11 protein-coding genes are annotated in these 20,996 nt (G+C 62.2%); all 11 read right to left on the reverse strand.

From position 1 onward, the window contains the following. Nucleotides 1-85 precede the first annotated feature (85 nt). The 11 genes from IPM84_12425 to IPM84_12475 all read right to left on the reverse strand — a co-directional run bounded on the left by IPM84_12425 (nucleotide 86) and on the right by IPM84_12475 (nucleotide 20,698). Nucleotides 86-3,019: a hypothetical protein gene (locus IPM84_12425; GenBank protein MBK9093552.1), complete on the reverse strand. Its 2,934-nt coding sequence runs from the start codon at nucleotides 3,017-3,019 to the stop codon at nucleotides 86-88. A gap of 289 nt (nucleotides 3,020-3,308) precedes the next feature. Next, nucleotides 3,309-5,060 carry an AAA family ATPase gene (locus IPM84_12430; protein MBK9093553.1) on the reverse strand — a complete coding sequence of 584 codons (1,752 nt, stop codon included), beginning with the start codon at nucleotides 5,058-5,060 and terminating at the stop codon, nucleotides 3,309-3,311. Nucleotides 5,061-5,130: 70 nt separating this feature from the next. After that, a complete protein-coding gene (locus tag IPM84_12435; GenBank protein ID MBK9093554.1) occupies nucleotides 5,131-8,082 on the reverse strand; it encodes a site-specific DNA-methyltransferase in 2,952 nt (983 codons plus the stop codon). 596 nt (nucleotides 8,083-8,678) lie between these two features. After that, complete coding sequence (tnpA, locus tag IPM84_12440) at nucleotides 8,679-9,131, reverse strand: IS200/IS605 family transposase (GenBank protein MBK9093555.1); 453 nt, start codon at nucleotides 9,129-9,131, stop codon at nucleotides 8,679-8,681. A gap of 231 nt (nucleotides 9,132-9,362) precedes the next feature. Continuing rightward, entirely contained in the window at nucleotides 9,363-12,410 is a 3,048-nt protein-coding gene (locus tag IPM84_12445) for a DEAD/DEAH box helicase family protein (GenBank protein MBK9093556.1), read from the reverse strand. A 432-nt stretch (nucleotides 12,411-12,842) separates the two neighbouring features. Further along, nucleotides 12,843-13,295, reverse strand: coding sequence for an IS200/IS605 family transposase (gene tnpA / locus IPM84_12450; GenBank protein MBK9093557.1), 453 nt, complete (start codon nucleotides 13,293-13,295; stop codon nucleotides 12,843-12,845). Between the two features lie 240 nt (nucleotides 13,296-13,535). Further along, entirely contained in the window at nucleotides 13,536-13,781 is a 246-nt protein-coding gene (locus tag IPM84_12455; GenBank protein ID MBK9093558.1) for a hypothetical protein, read from the reverse strand. A gap of 89 nt (nucleotides 13,782-13,870) precedes the next feature. Continuing rightward, nucleotides 13,871-16,843: a DNA translocase FtsK 4TM domain-containing protein gene (locus IPM84_12460; GenBank protein ID MBK9093559.1), complete on the reverse strand. Its 2,973-nt coding sequence runs from the start codon at nucleotides 16,841-16,843 to the stop codon at nucleotides 13,871-13,873. Nucleotides 16,844-16,898: 55 nt separating this feature from the next. Continuing rightward, nucleotides 16,899-18,527 (reverse strand): ribonuclease J, encoded by a 1,629-nt coding sequence (locus IPM84_12465; protein ID MBK9093560.1) that lies wholly within the window; start codon nucleotides 18,525-18,527, stop codon nucleotides 16,899-16,901. A 29-nt stretch (nucleotides 18,528-18,556) separates the two neighbouring features. Further along, nucleotides 18,557-19,546 (reverse strand): SDR family NAD(P)-dependent oxidoreductase, encoded by a 990-nt coding sequence (locus IPM84_12470; GenBank protein ID MBK9093561.1) that lies wholly within the window; start codon nucleotides 19,544-19,546, stop codon nucleotides 18,557-18,559. Between the two features lie 3 nt (nucleotides 19,547-19,549). Next, nucleotides 19,550-20,698 (reverse strand): aminotransferase class I/II-fold pyridoxal phosphate-dependent enzyme, encoded by a 1,149-nt coding sequence (locus tag IPM84_12475; protein MBK9093562.1) that lies wholly within the window; start codon nucleotides 20,696-20,698, stop codon nucleotides 19,550-19,552. Between the last annotated feature and the right edge of the window lie 298 nt (nucleotides 20,699-20,996).

A 20,996-nucleotide genomic window follows, 5' to 3' on the forward strand; every position in this document is an offset into this window, starting at 1 on the left:
CACAGAGCAAGAATCCTGTACATCCTGTTCATCCTGTCCAAATCGGCCTGCAGGGTGAGCAGTTACGATTCGTGAGAGAATATTTTCACCAGCCCCACTGCCCGGCCGCTAACATCACATCGTCCAGGTCAACGGTGCCATCCTGATCGAAATCGTAGGCGAGGGGCGCGGGCGGGACGGTCTGACCGAAGAAGCTGGCGACGGCCTGCACATCCACTACATCTACGGCGCAGGTGTCGTCCACATCGCCGAGCGGACAGAGGCGAAAGAGGGCGACGCCGGCGGCCGGCAGGGTGGGCGTCCAGGTGAGTTGACCGCCGCTGGCGTCCACGCGCTGCCGCGTGCCGGCGATCAGCTCCCGCACGCTGAACGCGCCGTTGGCGGGCAGCCCTGCGCCGGCGCTGAAGATGGTCAGCGTGGGAGCCACGGTGCCGGCAGTCATGTTGCGGCCGGCCAGGTAGAGGCCAACACCGCTGTCGTAGCGCTCCAGGTAGACGCTGGCGCTGCTGCTCTGCGCACTGGTCAGCGGCTGCCAGCCGGCCTGGCTGATGGCCTGGATGAGCGGAATGTACTTGATGAACAGCGACCGGTCGCGGTTGTAGAGCGCGGGCTGATCCCAGTAGCGGTTGCCGGACGCGTCGGCGCTGAACATGCTGGGGAAGATGCCGTAGAAGAGGCTGATCTGGAAGTAGGTCTCCACGCGGTTGTAGGTCAGTTGATTGAAGTTCATGTTCATCAGCGTGCCATACGGCTTCTGGTAGGACAGGGTGCGCAGGTAGAGCAGCCGGTCATCGCTGGGCGGGGTGAACTGCCCGCTCTCGTACCAGTTGACCTCTGAACCGTTGAAGTCGAAGAGATCGCCGCCCCACGGCAGCCCCAGGAACATCGCGTTCGCCATCATCAGCTTGCCGCGGGCATGCACATCCTGGCTGAGCCAGCGCGCAAACTCGTAGACCGAAAACACCTCCGGAATCGCCAGGGCATGACTGGCCGGGTCGAACGTCAGCGGCTCGGCGGCCGCGGCGAAATGTTCCCGGCGGAAGTTGTAGACGGGCGCCTGCGATAGGAAGCTGTCAATGTACTCGCCGTCCAGCCCGGGCACGGTGCTGTACGCGCCCCACACCGAAGAATTCCAGTCCATCTGCGCTTTGTTGCGCGTGTACGGCGCCACGCTGACCTCCGGGTCGGGGTTGACGGTGAAGACCGCGCAGTTGCCGCCGTTGTTGCACCAGGGCGCGGCCGTGGCCTCGTAGCGATAGCGGCCGGCCTCGTCGAAACTGCCCGCGCTGAGGGTCGCCTCGGCCATTTGCTGTTCCCAACCACTGCCATTGACATACTGATTCTGCAGATAGGCCAACACCTGGTTGTAATCGGTGTTGTTGACGTTCGGATCGCTGATCGCCATCCAGTATGACCACGGCTCCGAGACGTAGCGCAGGGTGCTGACGCCCGCGCCGTCATCGAACGGCACCTGCGTGAGGTCGCCCTCGTGATAGACGATGTGGAAATCTTGCAGGTTGGGGATGGCGTCGAGATCGGAAAAGGCGACCCAGATGCCCTCGCCGCCCGGCGGCGTGCGCCGCGTGAACAGGGCAGGCAGGGCGTTGTAGTAACGCTGCGCGGCCGCGCGCATGCCGTTGACGCCGGCGCTCACGCTGTGGCGGTAGATCAAGAAGCGGAAAGAGGCGCGGCTCGGATTGAGGCTGGCGGCTGACGATAATCCCAGATCGAAGGCGAGGTAGAACTGGCGTGTGACCGGGTTTTGCACCAGGCGCACCTGGCGCGGCGCGTCGAGAGGAAAGGCCAGGCTCAGGCCGGCCGCGGATGAACCGGGCGCGGTGACGGCCGACCAGGGGGTGCGGCTGACGGGGCCGTCGCTCCAGCCGTCGGACGTGGTGTTGCGGAATTCGGCCGCGCCGGCAATGGGCCGGCCGCTGCGCAGGGAATCGCCCCACGTCCAGCCGCTGGCGTCGAAGGGCAGGGCAAAGTAGAGGGTGACGGCGCGATCCAGGCCGCTGGTATCGCCCAGGTCGCCGCTGATGTCCAGGTGGCCGTTTTGCACAGTCAGCGTGGCGGTCAGGGTCAGGCCCAGGGCAGGCAGGCTGGCCGTCTGCTGTAAGGCGCCGCCCGCCTGGCTGACCGCGCCGCCGAAGTGGACAAAGTCAGAACCGTTGGCAACATCGCGCACGAAGAAGCCGCCGGTGTAGGCGCGGCCGGTCGGGACCAGCGGCGCGCCATCGAGGGTGAGGGCCGCGACCGCGCCGCCGGCCTGGGTGAGCGACAGGTCGAGGCCATCGCCGGTGCTCAGGTTCAGGAGCGGCTGGCCGCTGAGGTCGGGCGGTGTGGGCGGCGCGGCGACGAGCACGTCATCGAAGACGGCCAGTTCGCCGGGCAGCGTTTGCAGGGTCAGGTCGTCGAACCAAACCGAGCCGGTGTATTCCCAGCGCAGCAGGAGGTAGAAATAGACGGTTTTGATCGGCTTGGCCGGCAGGACGTAGCTTTCCTGGTATTCCCAGTCGTGCGTGCCGGTGGCAAAGGTGACGACCTGGCCCCAGAGCCAGGTGTTGTCGGTGTAGAGGATGTCGAGGTAGATGGAGTAGGCGTAGCCGGACTGGCCGGTGAGGTTGGCGGCGCGACTCCAGCCGCCAAAGTAGAGCGGCTGCGCGACGGCCTGGTTGAGCTGCACGACCTGCGACGCGCCGCGTTCATCGCCGGCGCTGGCGTTGGTCAGGCGGATGGAGCGACTGCCGCTGTGCGCAACGACGGCATCCACGGCGTAGCCCTGCCCATACGGCGCCCAATGATCCGCGCTGGTGGCGCTGCCGCTCTCCAGGCCAGAATTCAGCAGGAGATTGGGTTGAGTCGGCGGGCCGGGCGGCATCACTTCCAGCACGGTCCAGCCATCAACGGGCGTCTGCGCGGCGGCCTGGATGGACAAGGGCGGAATCAGGAGCACAAGGAGGAGTAGCGCAAGGGAGCACACCACCGACCGATGAATTTCAATCCGCCACGTTGACATGAGAACCTCCCTCGTCGTGTTTGATGAAAATGAGAGCGGGCAGGCTATCGTCCTATGACGACGGCGGCAGCACCTTCTTGACGACCGGCTTGGAGAGGATCTGGGTTTCAGCCCATTTCCTAACAGCGGACATTAGCCAGGCCCGTAGCCGGCAGCCACTACCATCCGGCTATACTCTCAAATCGTCCAGAAATTCCGATGCCGGGTAGACGCTCGTCACCAACAGGTGATCGCGCGCCCGTGTGCAGGCCACATAGGGGGTAGTGCCATCCCACCCAGTTTCAGGCGCTCACCCCACAGGTTTGGTCAGTGCAACTAGTTTGCTGAAGAACCTATGCACATCCTCGTGGATTTCGGCGATGGTCATAATTGCGGCCACTTGTTCGCGAAGCAGCTGCGCGGCCTGCTTAGCATTTCTTAACTGGTGAAACAGCGAATCGTCGTTCTCGAACAAAATGCGCTTACCATCTACCACGCTAAACACGTTTGCAGTGATACTGCGCCAGTTCCTACCTGGTGGCAAGGTCAGGTTCTGCCCGGTAAAGAATTCATCAATGATGCCCAGCACCGGCAGCGCAAAGAGCTCGCCCTCACCGATATTCAGTTGCTTCAGTGCGGCACGCTTCCAGGCATCCGAAACCAACAGGTAGTTCTCGATGTTCTTGCGCTTCCACTCAGCCAACGCGGGGTTGTTCGGATCAGGGTGGAAAGCATTCTCGCTGCTGTCATAGTCGAAGAGCATCAGCCTTGCAACCCCTGGAATGATCTGCTGCAGTGCGGCGAAATGCTCGTCCGCCTTGACTTTCATGTCCTTCTTGCTGCCACCACTCATCGCTTTGAAACAGACTTTTCCCACAGCATCCTGCGCGCCACATTGCGATGCCCACGCGCGCAGAATGCGCTCATCGCTTTCTCCTTCAACATAGAGAATGTAAGGCGATGTCATCAGGCGCATGATCTCTTCATTGGACACTTCCGCCATTGCCCGCAGCACATTCGGCGCGGATTGAGGACGGGTGGGCACTTGATTTAGCAGGGAAACGATCTGGCTGGGGTCTACACCACGTACGAACTCCTCTGCGTGTGTGGCGATCAAGAACTGAATGTTGCGCTCAAGAGATTTCCGCTTGAAGTAATCCAGAATCTCGCGTTGTAGATTGACGTGCAGGTGAGCATCCGGTTCGTCGAGCAGGATAGTTGTCGGATGGTAGCCGTACAGAAACGCCAACAATGTCAAGGTCTGATGGAAGCCGCTGCCCTGGGCGATGATGTCGTAGTCCTTGCCGTTTTGTTGGTACTGGACGGTGATGTTGACATCCTTGACTAAGTCGTATTGTGGCTCATGAATCGTGACAGAGAACCAACGCTTGATAACGTCAGCCACCTCTTGCCAGTCCGCAGGCGGTGTATAGCCTTTGGCAGCCCGCCCGTCCTCCTCACGGGGAGGCGAGGGGCACACCCGCAGGAGCAAATTGCGCAGCACACTGCCGGGTTGGCCTTTGCCTACCTGTTGGCGAAAAGGAGCAATGTCCACCCGCTTCTCCGCAGTCTCCAGGCCAGAAAATGGCGGCACATAGACGATTGTTGGCAGATCGCCCTGCTGCTCAAGCGTACGGAATTTCGCCCAACCATCGCCAGGAATCGCGTAGATCGCCTGTGGCGAGTGATAGCGTAATTGCACACCAAACGAATCGGTCTCGCCTGTCGCTCGTCGCCATTCGACACGAATCCCGATCAAGATGTATTCCTGTTTCTTGGCGCCGTTGACTAAGGGCCAGTGACGATCCGTTCTATCCTTCCACAACAGGTTGAACTCCGGCACCGGTAGCGCGGTGAAGTTAGGCAACACGACCTGAATCCCCTTGGAGCCGGTGCGCTTTGAGCGATGAAATTCGTCCACGCAGAACTGCCAGATGGCCAGTGCTTGGAGCACGGTGCTCTTTCCGCTATTATTGCGCCCAACCAGAAGATCGAACTGAGTGAACTCGTAAGTCTGTGTACCGATGCTCTTGAAATTGTGAAGCGTCAACCTGGTGATCATCTGTGCGTCCTTTCATTTCCGATCTGCGGCGCCATGATTTTCGATACCGCCAAAGAGTTGGCATTGTACATCAGCTCACCTTGAACACCTTCATCACCTCATCGCCCAGGTGATTGATGACCTTCACTGCGATGCGGCCCGAGGTTGGTTTGGCGAAGGGCCGGGAGGTGTCGCTGTTGAGGGTGGCCCAGGCCTCTTCGTTGATCTCGGCCTTCAGGGTGGTCTTGAGCGCGCTGTAGGGATCGTTGGCGCCCAGGAAGTAGACGTGGCGCACGAAGAAGCTTTCTTCGTTGTAGTCGGTGTCAATGAACCAGCAGGCGATGCCTTCGGGGCCGTCGCTGCGCACCTCGCCGGTGTTGGGATGGAAGACGTCCACGCCGTTGATCTTGACACGCACCTGGCCGCTTTCAGCGGGCAGCAACGTGATATCCGGCTCGCCGAAGATGACGAAGAGATTGCCCTTGCCGGTGTTCTTGAGCTCACCGGCCATGTGCAGGTCGGCGTTCATGCGCGCCTTGAGCACGGGGATGCGGCCGAGCTTGCTGAACTCCGTGGTGTGCGCCTCGTAGTTGAACGCGCAGGCGATGAGCACGTCGAATCCCGCCTCACCGCACTCCTTGGCCGCGGCCACCAGGTCGGGCTTGTTCACGGTGCCGAATTCCGGGCCGATGAAAATGCCCGCGCGCTTCTCCGTCTCACCCTCCAGGTAGCGGCCCTCGGCGCACAGGTAATATCCCGGCCACGCGGTGAGGCTGGTAAAGACGATCCGGTCGTCCTTGTGCGCCTGCTGCACACCGGCGATCTTGAGATTCTCCAGGATCATCGAGGCGAAGTCCTGGCCTTCGGCCGCGCCGCCCTCCTTGAGCGTATCAATCAGCTCGTCGTCCTCGTCCACGCCCAGCACGCGGTGCGGCGAGAGGCTCTCGACCGTGAACGGCCCGGCCACGCGCACCCGCTTCTTGTCCTCGTAGGGCTTGTCGTAGAGGAATTCGAACTCGGCTTTGGCCGCGATGGAGGCGTCAATCTCCCGCTGGCGCGCGCTGCGCGCCTGCCACCAATCGGCGTGAATCTGTTGGTCCGGCGCGGGCCACGGGTCGGCGGCGCGCTCCGGCAGGTCGGCCAGGGTGTAGCTGCGGCCCAGGCTGTGGTTGATCGCTTGCAGCCACTCCGCCATCTTGCGGGCGTTGCCTTCGTCGCCGCGGGCCTGCTCGGCCTTGAGTCTGTCGAAAAGCTGCGCGGTCGCCGCGGGCCAGGGGTCTTCGGCCGCGCGGGGAACCTCCCACTCCTGCCAGGCCTTGCCCAGACTGGCGTTGAGTTTCTCGCGCAGCGACTCCAGGGTCTCCTGCCACTTCTCCCAGATCACGTCAATCTCGGCGTTGTTGGCGATGGACTTGAGGGTGATGTGCGGCACGCGCTCGTAGACGAACCCGTGACGGAGGTTGCCATGCACCGGCTGCGTGGAGGGTGCAGTGCGGGTGACTTCGGCTTCCTTGAGCTGGCCGTCGCGCGAATCGGCCAACAGGTAGTAGGCATAGCGCGCACCCATGATGCGGGCGCGCGCCAGCGCCAGCGCGACGCGCGAGGTATCAATCGTGATCCAGCGCCGGCCCCAGTGCTCGGCGACGTAGGCGGTGGTGCCGGAGCCGCACGTCGGGTCGAGCACGAGGTCGCCGGGGTCGGTGGCCATGAGGATGCAGCGCTGGATGACCTTGGCATCTGTCTGAACGACATAGATGCGAACATCACCTACAAAACCTCCGCCAGCCGTGTCAAGCCAAACATTGTTCCTCTTCTGCGTCGCATAGTCTTTCCAGTAACGAGCGAATCGAAGCGTGTTTCCCTTGGTGATTAATCGGTTCGCTTTACCAAGACGCGTCATGTTAGTAAAGGTTGTAGTCCAGTGTCGGTTCTTCGGCACTGAGTAGCTTTGCCCCTGGTATTCGAAGTCGTAGCCGAGAGAGTCAACCCACCCGTCCGAGTTTAATGGGTTTCTTGAGATTGGTTCGCCGAGGTTCGGAATCTGCGTGGGGTCAGATACGCCAAGACCGGCAATCGGGTGTCTGTCAAAAGGTGCTACCTCAAGTGTATCGAAGAAAAGCAAATCCTTCTCTCCAAACTCCTTAACATCCGGAACTGAGCGGAATTTGAGACTCGCTTGGGACTTCGCAAACCACACGATATGGTCATAATTCGACTGCAAGTAATTGGTGTCAAACGCACCCGACTTCTTGAAAGCGATTACCGCAATCAGATTATCCTCTCCGAATACTTCATCCATCAGCGCCCGGATGCGGTGGACATTTTCGTCGCCGATCTGCACGAAGATGGAGCCGGAATCGGTGAGTAGATCCCGCGCCACGGTGAACCGGTCGCGCAGGTAGGTGAGGTAGCTGTGGATGCCGTCGCGCCAGGTGTCGCGGAAGGCTTTGACCTGCTCCGGCTCGCGGGTGATGTGCTCCGGGTTGCCGTCCTTGACGTCGCGGCTGGTCGTGCTCCATTGGAAGTTGCTGTTGAACTTGATGCCGTAGGGCGGGTCGAGGTAGATGCATTGCACCTTGCCGCGCAGCCCCTCGCGCTCGGCCAGGCTGGCCATCACCTGCAGGGAATCGCCCAGGATCATGCGGTTCGACCAGTTCTGGTCGTGCCGGTAGAACTCGGTCTTGGCCTCTTCGCTGGGCAGGCCGTTGAAATCGGCGAAGAGGTCGAGCTGCGCTGCGGGCGGCTGCGTCCGGCTGCGCGCGGTCTGCCGCAGCAGGTCATCCACCAGCACCTTGGGGTGTACCTTCTCCTGGATGTAGAGAGGCGGCGCGAGCACGACCAGATCGCTCCAATCCCGCATGTCCTTGCCGCGCCAGACGAGCTGCGGGTCCAGGTCGCGGTTGCGGCGCTCGTACGCGACGTGCAGGGGAGACTGCTCCTCCTGCTTCAGCACCGATTGGTATTCGGCCGTGGGGATGTTGCGGCGCGTGGCCTCGTCGTGCTTGAGGGTTTCGACGGATTTGGCGGTGGTGATTTGGGCCATCCTGTGATCTCCGTAAATTCATGCGTCCCTACGGGACGGGTGTCGGGCGGGTGTGTCGTCGTCCAAATTCATGTGTCCCTACGGGACGTGCCGGGCGGGCGTCGTCGTCCAAATTCATGTGTCCTTACGGGACGTGCCGGGCGGGCGTCGTCGTCCAAATTCATGCGTCCTTACGGGGCGGATGTCGGGCCGGTGTGTCGTCGTCCAAATTCATACGTCCCTACGGGACGGGTGTCGGGCGGGTGTGTCGTCGTCCAAATTCATGTGTCCCTACGGGACGTGCCGGGCGGGCGTCGTCGTCCAAATTCATGTGTCCTTACGGGACGTGCCGGGCGGGCGTCGTCGTCCAAATTCATGCGTCCTTACGGGGCGGATGTCGGGCCGGTGTGTCATCGTCCAAATTCATACGTCCCTACGGGACGGGTGTCGGGCGGGTGTGTCATCTAAATTCATACGTCCCTACGGGACGGGATATGGTCGCGCGTCTTGTCCCGTAGGGACACCTGACCTTAGCCCGGTCATTCATGGCCGGTCATTCATGGCCGGGTATTCGTGTCGTGCGATACGCGATCGTCCCGTAGGGACGGTTGAATTTATTATCCCCACAAATAGCGTTCATCGTATTCAACCTCGTGCCTTTGCAAGAAATCCAGATACTCCGCTTGAAAACCTTGCTTTTGGTGGTGGGCGCGTTGATTTTGGATGTAACGCACCACCGCCGGCAACCCGGACTTGCTGACCGTGAAGGCGCCGTAGCCTTCTTGCCAGGCAAAGGCGCGTAACTCTGGGAAGGTCTCGTGAATCCACTTGGACGAGTCACCCTTCAGGTATTGCGCGATCTGGCTCGGCGCAAGCGTCGGCGGCGCCATGGTCAGGGCGTGGATGTGGTCGTCAATCCCGCCGATCTGCAGAGCGGTCAGGTTGTGATGGCGCGCCACGCCGCCCATGTATTCCCATACCCGTTGCTCGATCTCTGCCCTGATGTAGGGCACGCGATTCTTGGTGCTGAACACGATGTGATAATAGAGCGATGTGTAGGTGTTGGCCATTGTTGGTTCTCCATAAATTCAGGCGTCCCTACGGGACGGGGGTGGTACATGAATGCTATCCATCTACATTCAGGCGTCCCTACGGGACGGGGGTGGTACATGAATGCTATCCATCTACATTCAGGCGTCCCTACGGGACGGGGGTGGTACATGATGCTATCCATCTACATTCAGGCGTCCCTACGGGACGGGGGTGGTACATGAATGCTATCCATCTACATTCAGGCGTCCCTACGGGACTGCGAAGGGTACGAGCATCTTGTTGAACTCGTTTTCGATCTTGGCCGCGAAGTCGGCCTGGATCTGATAGACCTCGGTAAACTCGGCGAAGGCCCAACGGCCATAGACGCCCAGGTGATTCACGCCGGGCGCCCAGTAGGTCTCCATGGTGGACTTCTTCTCTTTGGCGTCCTCGCGGCGGTAGCCTTTGATTTCCACGATCAGGTGCAGCAGGTCGTCGTCGCCGCGGCCGTCATCCACCAATACGATGAAGTCCGGGATGTAGCGCCGCGTCTCCGAGCCGTAGCGGTAGGGCACTTCCAGGCCCAGGTTGTGGTTCTTGACGTAGGCCCGCACGCGTGGGTGCGATTCGGCCACGCGGCAGAACTCGGCCTCCCAATCGCTGTCGAGAATCACCCAGTTGACGTGGCAGCGCCGGGGGTCGGTCTGCCAGCGGTTCATCTTCGACGTGTTGAAGTTGACGTGGAGGGTGGAGCCGGTGGGATTGTACGAATCGAGCACCGCCTTGATGGGCCGCTCGCCCTGGAACGCGCGTGTGATGGCGGCCGTGATGCGCTCGCAGGCCATGTCGGCCAGCTCCTGGTACATCAGTTGGGCCGGATACGTGCCGCCTTTGCAGACCAGGCAGGTGTCGAGCCACTCCCTGGTGATGCGCTTGAGTTGGCCGAACAGATGCAGTTTTGGCTCCTCGCCCGTATCGCGCCATTTGGTGTAGAGCAGGCGCTTGGTGACATGAAAGAGCAGGGTCGAGGGCCGCATGTCCTTCAGGTGCTCCAGGCTCAGGTCAACCTCCTGCCCGATGATGCCGGCGTTGCGGGTGATCGAGGGGCCGACGAGATCCGGCGTCAGCTCCAGGACCGAGTCGGCGTTGAATTGGGCGGTCAGCCGCTCTTCGGGCAGCTCGACGCGGTAACCGACGACGCGCGGGAAGCAGATTTCCAGGGCGTCGCGATCCGGGCGCACGGCCTGCACGTGAATCGTTTCGCGCGGCGGCTGCGGCGGCGCCACGACCGGCTTGGCCGTGAAGTCGAACGGGATGCCCAACACGTCGGCGTATTCGGCGTCGAACAGTCCGTCTTCGTTGAGGTCATAGGATTGGCGACGCAGCGCCCGGCCGATCACCTGCTCGCACAAGAGCTGGGTGCCGAACGCGCGCACGCCCAGCACGTGCGTCACCGTGTTGGCATCCCACCCTTCAGTCAGCATGGACACTGAGACCACACAGCGGATCGCCTCGCCGAGCCGCCCCGGCTTGCCCACGGTGTTCATCACCTCGCGCAGCAGGGCCTGATCCGTGAGATTTTCTGCCTGGCGGATGTCGCCGGTGCGCTCGATGATCTCCCGCCGGAAACGCTCGATCTCGTCGGCGGCCATTGCACGGAAGTTGTCATCCAGCGCCTCGCCGGATTCGAGTTGTTCGCTGTCAATCAACAGTGTGTTGGGGCGGGCGAGTGGGTTGCCATGCTCATCGAAGTTGCGAAACAGCGCCAGGCGGCCGTTCTCCAACGTGGTGGAACCGTCCTCGTTCACGCGCTGGAAGCCTGAGATGTAGTCGTAAACCAGCTTGGAGGTGGAAGTGTTGTTGCAGACGACGATGAAACAGGGCGGCACGCGGATGCCGTTCTCCTGCCAGAGGTCGAAGGTCTTCTGATAATGGCCGTAGAGCGCTTCGAGCGCGGTCTGCAGCTCCACCGGCAGGCTGAGCGGATCGAGCGTCTTGGCCTTGCCGCGGCCCTTCTTGGGCATGCGGGTGCGAATGTGCTCCCAGAGGTTGCGGAAGCGGGGCATCTCCTCACCGGGGATGTTGTCGGCCACAGGCACGCGCGGCAGCTTGACGATCCCACATTCGATGGCGTCCATCAGCGAAAAGTCGCTCATGGTCCAGGGGAAGAGCGTGCCCTCGGCGTAACCTGAGCCGCGCAAGAAGAAGGGAGTCGCCGACAGATCCATGACCCGGGCGAGGCCAAGTTGACGATTCACAGCTTCGAGGCCTGAGATCCAGACGCGGGCGGCCTCGTTGTTTTTCTGCGCTTCGTCGCGGTCGTCGCCCGCCAGGTCCCCCTCGTCCTCGTGAGTTGGCTTCTCGCGGTAGCAGTGATGCCCCTCGTCATTCAGCGCCAGGATGTTCTTCATCCCCATCAGATCGGGCATCACGCGCTGGATCATCTGGCCCTCGGTTTCCAGCGTATCGAGCGCGGCGCCGCGGCCCTGCAGCAGGGCGCGGCCGCCCCTCGAAAGCTCCAGACGTTCACGCCGCAGGAAGGCATGGTAGTTGGTGATGACGATCTTGGCGCGATCAATGTCGCCGAGCATGTCGTTGGGCACGAGTTCGCGGTCCTGGTAGTAGCTGTCCGGATCGTTGGGCAGCAGGACGCGCAGCCGGTCGCGGATCGTCAGGCCGGGGGTCACGATCAAGAAACCACGTGTGAACTTCTTGCTATTGGGTCGGCGCACGGCGTTGACCGTCTGCCAGGCGATGATCATCGCCATGACGGTCGTCTTGCCCGCGCCCGTAGCCAGTTTGAGCGCCAGGCGTAGCAACTCCGGGTTGGCGTCGTGGTTGGCGTTGGCGAGGTGCTCCAGAAAAACCTTGCCGGTTCTGTCGTTAGGCGCCACTTCGGTCAGCCAGATGGCGGTCTCGACCGCCTCGATTTGGCAGAAAAACGGCCGGGCGTTGTTGAAAGGATGGTGGCGCCAGTGTTCGAGCAGCCGCGCTGTTTCCGGGGTCACGCCCCAATGGGCCGCATTCGGAATCGCGCGCCACTGGTCCACGCGCTGCCGCAGGGCATTGATGATCGGTGTGGGATCGTACTGCTGCTGTTGAGTCGAGAGACCGGCGCCCTCGTCGAAGATGAACTGCTGCTGCTGGCCCGATCCCTTGCGTTTTCTCGGCTTGGGCACCGGGGTGATGAACTCGGCCCGGCGACGATTCTCGATGATCCGCTGCGTCGGCTGACCTTGGCTGTCAAGCTCCCAGTGGCGCGCGGGATAGGCATACGGTGAGTTCAGAATCGGTTGCTCGAAGAAGCGGGTTTCCATGTCACTGCCCTCTCAATACCCTCTCCACCTTTGAGCATGGGTTCAAAGTTAGGGGCACACTGCCCTGCGGGTCACCAGGTTGCATGGGTTTCACCTATAGTTACTCAGTCACGGCCTCAAATCGTCCAGGAATTCCGATGCCGGGTGAACGCTCGTCACCAGCATCCTCAATTTGGGCGTCCCGTAGACGCGGGGCGAGATTCGTCATGATGCGCAATTCATGCGTTCCCTACGGGACGCGACGCGATGGCTAAGTTCAGGCGTCCCTACGGGACGCGACGCGATGGGTTTTGATTTGCTAAGTTCGGGCGTCCCTACGGGACTACGGGACTACGGGACGCGGCGGAAAAGGGCGTTGTGTCCCGTAGGGACACCTGACTTTAGCAACGTACGCACACACAACGCGTCATCGTCCCGTAGGGACGGTTGAATTTATCCCCACAAATAGCGTTCGTCGTATTCAATCTCATGTCTCCGTAGTAATTCAAGGTACTCCGCTTGATAGCTTCGTTTTTGGTGGTGGACGCGTTGATTTTGGATGTAACGCACCACTGCCGCTACGCCTGATTTACTTACGGTGAAGGCGCCGTAGCCTTCCTGCCACGCGAAGGCGCGCAATTCCGGGAAGGTCTCGTGAATCCATTTGGAGGTGTCGCCCTTGATGTGTTGTGCGATCTGGCTTGGCGCGATGGTGGGAGGCGACATGGTCAAGGCATGAATATGATCGTCAATGCCGCCGATCTGCACGGCGGTCACGTCGTGATGGCGCGCGACGCCGCCCATGTATTCCCATACCCGTTGCTCGATCTCTGCCCTGATGTAGGGCACGCGATTCTTGGTGCTGAAGACGATGTGGTAGAAGAGGCATGTGTAGGTGTTGGCCATTTTTGGGTCTCTCGATTCAGGCGTCCCTACGGGACGAGGGGGGGGAATGATTCATGGGGGCGTCTAAATTCGGGCGTCCCTACGGGACGAGGGGGGGAATGATTCATGGGGGCGTCTAAATTCAGGCGTCCCTACGGGACGAGGAAGGGAATGATTCATGGGGGCGTCAGGCTCAATTAGGTTGCATTTGTAGTTCCACACACCAGGTTGCGAATCCCGTCCAAGTCTACCATTACATTATCACCGCGTTGGAACGCCATAGATCGCCCTCCAGTCATCATAGACAGCGTCTTCCTCGTTGTCCCATTCCTTTTCGAACGCTGACAGGCTCAAGTGGCGCCAATCGGCTTCTTCGTCGATTTCTTTCGTCAAAACGCTATCGAGCAGAAAGCGCGCCAGGAGCAATCGTTCTGTCAAGGTCAAACGCTCAGCAACATCGAGAACTTCGGCTATCCGTGCCGTTGCACCTACACTTAGGGCTGTCATTAGAACCCTCCTTACCCTATACGATTTCCAATGACAGATTATACACCACCTGCCAAATTGCCCTGCTCAGACTTGGTCTTGCTTGGGATTTACGCTTCTACGTCACCCGCCCCGTCCTGCGGGCTATCCGCCGGCGCGACTTCGCGGCCGTGTGAGCCGCCGGGGTCAGGGCCGACGATGCCTTCTTGCTCCATCAGTTCGATGAGGCGGGCGGCGCGGGTGTAGCCGATGCGCAGGCGGCGCTGGAGGAGGGAAACCGAGGCGCGGCCGGCTTCGCGCACGACGTTGACCGCTTCGTCGAAGAGGGCGTCGCGGGTCGGTTGCGCGCCAGCCTGACCGGCGAACATCTCGTCGAACAGCGGCGCTTGAATGACGGCGCCGGGCGGGGGCAGGGTGGTCTTCAGCAGTTCTTCGGTGGCCGCTGCGGACGGCGGCGCGGTGACCGGCGCCTGGCCTGGTGTGGCTGGCTGCGGCCAATTCACCGCGGGCTGCGCCGAGGAAGAAAAGCCGGGTGCGGGCGGCATGCGCAGCCCCGCGGGCGCGGACGGGGTCAGCGGACGGCTGGTCGGCGCCGGGGCGTCGAAACCGGCCGGGCTGTGCCACGTCACACCGGACGCGGAGGCGCCGGCGGGGGGGCGATTTTCTGCGGGTGCGCCGGCGGGCATCTGCGCTTCCACGGGCATCGAGACAGCCGCGGCGCCGGCAGGCTGCTGGTTTTGCCAATGCTCCACCAGGCGATGTAGCTCGCGGTCCGCGACGAAACAGCCCTGCAGACGCACCAGGTTGGGCGAGGTGGGGTCCATGAAGAGCATGTCACCGCGGCCCAGCAGGCGTTCCGCGCCCGGCTGATCCAGGATGACGCGTGAATCAATCTGGCTGGTGACGGCAAAGGCGATGCGGGCCGGGAAGTTGGCCTTGATGAGGCCGGTGACCACATCCACGCTGGGCCGCTGCGTCGCCAGGATCAGGTGGATGCCGGTGGCGCGGGCCATCTGCGCCAGGCGACAGATGTAACGCTCGACTTCATCTGGCGCGGCCATCATGAGATCGGCCAATTCGTCAATAATGATGACGATGAAGGGTAACGCGGTCTGGCCTTTGGCCGCTATCTTTTCGTTGAAGCTCTCGATGTTGCGCGCGCCGAGCTGGCTGAACATCTTGTAGCGGCGATCCATCTCACGCGTGGCCCAGGCCAGGATCGGCACCACCCGATCCACCTCGGTGACCACCGGCGCAATCAGGTGCGGAATGCCGTTGTAGGTGGTCAACTCTACCCTCTTGGGGTCCACCATCAGCAGGCGCAGGGTGTCTGGCGTGTGATTGAACAGCAGGCTGGCAATGATCGTGTTGACGCAGACCGACTTACCGGAGCCGGTGGCGCCGGCGATGAGCAGGTGCGGCATCCGGGCCAGGTCGCCGACGGCCGGTTGACCGGAAACATCCTGCCCCAGGGGCAGTTTGAGGCGCGACTTGATGTTCAGATAGACTTCCGACTCCATGACGCTGCGCAGGGTGACGAGAGCCGTCTGGCGGTTCGGCACCTCCAGACCCACGATGGAGCGCCCCGGCACCGGCGCTTCGATGCGGATGGGCGACGCTTCCAATGCCAGCGCCAGGTCGTTGGACAGGGCCTGAATGCGCGCCACTTTGATCTTGACATCCTTCTCGATGGTCTTGTCCAATGTCGCCATGAGCAGCTCGACCATCTGTGTTTCCAGTTGATCGGGCGCAGGCTGCTCCTGGCCCAAGCGCGCCAAGCGCGCCCGCGCCTCCGCCTCCCACTGCAAACGCTCGCCCCGCGGCAGGCTGCGCAGACGCTGCAGGGCCTCCTGCTGCATTTCGGTCTCGCTCTTGCGGTAACGCTTCTTGACGAAGTCAGGGCGCAGGCCAAACTGGGTGACGGCGGGGCCGCGATTGACCTCGACCACCGTCACCGGCACACCAAAGGCGCGCAGCGTATCTTCGATCAGGCGTGCGCGGCGCGCCAGGTCCTCCACGCTAAGCTCCTGATCTATGGCCTCATCCAGCATGTCCTCGATGAAGGGCAGTTGCCAGGACGGGCGATTCTCTGCGAACACGCCGGTGGGAGGGCGATTTTCTCCCATCGCGCCGGCGCTGATGGGCGGCAGGCGCGTCCCGCCCGCCCGTAATGGCGCGGCGCCGGGCGCTGTGAGTGTGGAGCCGCCCAGGCGATAGGCAGACGCAGCGCCGGCCGGCAGGCTGCCGATGACGCGCGGCTCCACCACCTCGACGCGGTCAGCGCCGGTCGGCTCGCGCCAGTGACCCAGCCAGGTGCGCGCGCGTTGCCAGATCGTGGGCGGCAGCGCAGCGGCGATGTCGGTAATAAAAGGCGGGTTGATGAGCAGCGGCAGCCCATCCGGCCCGACTTCGGCCGCCGGCAGCGGCTCGCCGCGCAGATAAGCGATGGCGCGGCGTGTGCGTGTCAGCCCGATCAGCGTCAACAGCCCCACCCCAGCCAACAGCAGGAGCACGATGGCCATGCCAGCCGGGCCAATGCCCCTGACCAGCAGGTCGGTCAGACTGAAACCGAGGCGCCCGCCGCCGCCGCCTTGCTCGGCCAGCAGTTCGGGATCGGCCGAATTCGCCAGCCAGTGCGCCAGCGCCTCGAACACGACAAAGAGCACTCCCAGGCCCACCAGGCGCGGCAGGGCCGGTGCGCGGTGGCTGGCCACTTTGCGCAACAGCAACCAGATGCCCACGCTGCCAAACAAGACCGGCGTCAGCCAGACGCCGACGCCGAAGCCCCGGCGCAGGACCTGGATCCAGCCTTCGGTCAAGGTGCCGCGCGGCGAAATCAGGCTGAAGAAGGTGATGACGGCCACGGCCAGAAGAATGACGCCCAGCGTATCGTCGCGCACCATGAATTCGAGGAAGCGATCCACCTGCTCGCCCAGGTTGATGCCAGGCGGTTCCTCCGTGGCGGCGCGCCCGCGCGTTCCCGCGCCGCCACGCGGCGCCCGTGGCTTGCCGGCGCTCGCCGCCCTCGGTTTGCGGGTGTCCTTCTGGCTGCCCCCGCCCTTCTTGCTCACTGCCTTAGCCATGCCGTGTCATCCTGAATGAAGTGCAAAGTGCAAAGTGCAAAGTGCAAAGTGCAAATTATACTTCAACCACCAGCGGCAAAATCATCGGGCGGCGCCGCGTCTGCTGATAGAGGAAATCGGCCAGCACCTGTTTGATGCGGTTGGAAAGGCTACCGTGCGGCGCGCTGTGCGCCACGGCCGCCCACACACGGTCACGCGCCTGGTTGAGCAGGTCGTCGCTCTCGTTGACGTTGACAAAGCCACGCGTCAAAATTTCGGGCGCGGCCACTACCTCACCTGTGGAGTCCATGGTGACGATGGCGACCACGAAACCATCCTGCGACAGATGATGGCGGTCACGCAGCACGACTTCGCTGATCTCGCCTACCGTCACGCCGTCTACGAGCACATGCCCTTCGGTCACGCGCTCACCGATCGTCAGGCCGGTCGTCTGCACCTGCAGTACCTGACCGCTTTCGATGATCTGTACGTTCTCCGCGGCCATGCCCATTTCCAGGGCCAGGCGGGCGTGCAGCACCAGGTGACGGTACTCGCCGTGAATGGGTACAAAGAAGCGCGGCCGCGTCAGGCTGAAGAGGAGCTTATAATCCTCCTGGCTGCCATGACCCGACACATGCACATCCCCCAGGCCCGAATAGTGTACATCCGCACCCAGGCGGAACAGGTTGTTGATCGTCCGATTGACCAGGACCTCATTGCCGGGAATGGGCGTCGCGGAGATGATGACCATGTCGCCGGGGCGAATCTTGAGATTGCGGTGTTCCCCCATTGCCATGCGCACCAGGGCCGACGTTGGCTCGCCCTGGCTGCCGGTGCAGACAACCGCCACCTGGTTCGCCGGCAGATTGTTGATCTGGTCCGTGCTCAACAGCTCATCGGCGGTTGCGTCCAGGTAGCCCAGTTGCGTCGCCATCTTCACATTGTTCACCATGCTGCGCCCCACCGTGCCCACGCGGCGGTTATAGCGCCGCGCGGTGGTGATCACCTGCTGCACGCGTGAGATGTTGGACGCAAAGGTTGCCACGATCACGCGACCGGCCGCCAGGCCGAAGAGGCGGTCGAACGCCAGGCCCACTTCCCGTTCTGAGGGGGTGAAGCCAGGGCGTTCCGCGTTGGTCGAATCGCTCAGCAACAACAGCACGCCCCGATCGCCCAGCTCGCTCAGCTTGGCAAAATCGGTCAGCTTGCCGTCCACCGGGTGCGCGTCGAACTTATAGTCGGTCACATGCACCACCAGGCCCACCGGCGTCGTAATCGCCAGGCCTACAGCGTCCGGGATGCTGTGGCAGACATGGAAGAACTCCACCTTGAACGGGCCTAACTCCAGCACGTCCTTGGTGCTCACGGTATGCATCTGCGTCCCGGTGATGCGCGCCTCCCTGAGCTTGACCTCCACCAGGCCCCGCGTCAGGGGCGTGGCATAGACGGGCACCGGCAGTTCCGGCAGGATATAGGGCAGCGCGCCGATATGATCCTCATGCCCGTGGGTCAGGATGATGGCGCGCACCCACTCCTTGCGCTCGACCAGGTATTCGATGTCGGGAATCACCACATCTACGCCGAGCATTTCGCTTTCGGGGAACATCAGCCCGGCATCAATGACCAGGATGTTTTTGTCGTATTCGATGACCAGCATGTTCTTGCCAATCTCGCCCACACCGCCCAGCGGGATTACCCGCAGCATCTCAGGTTCCAAGATTCTGTCTCCAATAATTAGTGTAAATATCCCTGGATGACCAGCCAGTCGAACGCTTCTTGAACAACCTGGCGCAGCGGCGTTTGAGGCAGGCCCAACTCACGGATGGCCTTCGACGGGTCGAAGTAAAAAGGCTCGGCGCCCAGGCGGATCAGGTCGGCGGTCACCGGCAGCGGCCAGGGCGACACCCGGCTTGCCAGGCCGGTCAGCGCGGCCAACGGCGCCACACTGACACGGGGCAGCACCAGGGTTGGCGCAGGCACACCGATCACCTCGCCGATCAGGCGGGCAAACGCGGGCACGCTCACATTCTGGCCGCCCAGCAGATAGCGCTCGCCCACGCGACCGTGCGCTGCGGCCAGTAAATGCCCTGCGGCCACATCGGCCACGCCAATCACATTGACGCCGCCCGGCAGCACAAAGGGCAACTGGCGTTTATAGACACCCACGATGAGGCTGTCCGAGCCGAGGTTGACATCGCGCGGCCCCAGGATGACCGTAGGATTGACGATGACCGCGGGCAGGCCCTGCGCCACGTATTCCTGCACGACCAGCTCGGCCAAATGTTTGCTGTGGCCATAGGGGAAACGGTTGGGGGAGACATTCCAGGTTTGCGCCTCGGTGGCCGGGCGACCCAGCGGTGGGATGCCGAGCGCGGCCGCCGACGAGGTGTGTACGACTCGCGGCACGCCGCCCGCCAACGCAGCCGCCATCACGTGACGCGTCCCCTCCACGTTGACCTGGAACATGCGCTCACGGCTGCTGCGCCAATAGTCGGCCACACCCGCAGCGTGGTACACCACCTGGCAGCCTTCCATCGCTCGTTGGACAGAGTCACGGTCGAGCACATCGCCCAGCGCTGGTTCGAAGGTCAGCCCATCCAGCGCGTGCAGCCGGGATGAGGAGCGGTGCAGAACACGCACCCGCCAGCCCGTCTGCGTCAACGCGGCCACCAGGTTCGCGCCCACAAAACCAGTCGCTCCCGTCACCAACGCCAATTTCATCATTCCCTAAATCAACCCCATCTCCTTCCCCACCTTCGCAAACGTCTCGATCACCCGGTCCAGTTGTGCATTGTTGTGGGTTGCCATGTAGCTGGTGCGCAGGAGCGAAAGGTTGAGCGGCGCGGCCGGGGGCAGGACAGGGTTGACGAACACGCCGGCTTCGAATAGGGCTTTCCAGACATGGAGGGTCAGCATATCGTCGCCGATGATGACCGGCACGATGGGCGTTTCGCTGTGGCCGGTGTTGAAGCCGAGGCTGGTGAGTCCGTCGCGCACGCGGGCCGCGTTGCGGATGACACGATCACAACGGTCCGGCTCCTCGCGCATGATTTTGAGCGCGGCCAGCGCGGCGGCCGTGTTGGACGGCGGCATCGAAGCGCTGAAGATGAAGGAGCGCGCCGCGTGTTTGATGTAAAAAATGATTTCTTCAGCGCCGGCGATGAAGCCGCCGAGCGAGGCGAAGGCTTTGCTGAAGGTACACATAATCAGGTCAACGTCCTGGGTCACGCCAAAATGGGCTGCGGTGCCCCGGCCTCCGGCCAGGATACCGACGGAGTGGGCATCGTCTACCATCAGGCGCGCGCCATAGCGTTGGCAAATGGGGATGTACTCCGGCAGCGGTGCGATGTCGCCACCCATGCTGAAGACGCCGTCCACCACCACCAGTTTACCACGACCGGCGGGCAGACCGGCCAGCACGCGCGCCAGATCGCGCGCATCGTTGTGCTTGAAGCGTTTCATCTCACCCAGGGCCAGCCGGCAGCCATCCACGATGCTGGCATGGTCGTCGCGATCAATCACCACATAATCATCCCGCCCCACGAGAGCAGAGATAGTGCCCAGGTTGACCTGAAAACCGGTGCTGAAGACCAGAGCTGCTTCTTTGCCCACAAACTCGGCCAGCTCACGCTCCAGTTGTTCGTGCATATCCAGGCTGCCATTCAGGAAGCGTGACCCCGTGCAACTCGTGCCAAAGCGCCTGATGGCTTCAAGCGCCGCCTCTTTGACCCGCGCATCGGTCGTCAATCCCAGGTAGTTGTTGGAGCCGGCCATGATCAAGCGGTGACCGTGGTACTCGACTTCGGTCCCGTCATTTTCCGACAAGGGCAAAAAGTACGGATAATAGCCCTGGGCCATGGCCTGACGGGCTTCCATGAAGGCGCCATGACACTTGGCAAAAATATCCTTGCCCTGCGGCTCAACCACGGGGTTATCTACAGCAACCGCGCCGCTGCTGCTCATGGATTCAGACATAACCGCTGCACTCGACATGCTTTCCTCCAGTCGGTATTTGTCTTGCGGGTGCAAAACACCGAGAATGACAAGAAGGGGTATAAGACCCTGACGGGCAAATTATACCATGACACGCCCTGCTTCAACAATAGCCGGCTGGGAGTGCAGGCGTCTCGCCCGCACTCCCAGCCGATCCATGTCCCCAACGTGTTACGTTCGC

It is taken from the genome of Candidatus Amarolinea dominans, assembly GCA_016719785.1.
Lineage (GTDB): Bacteria > Chloroflexota > Anaerolineae > SSC4 > Amarolineaceae > Amarolinea > Amarolinea dominans.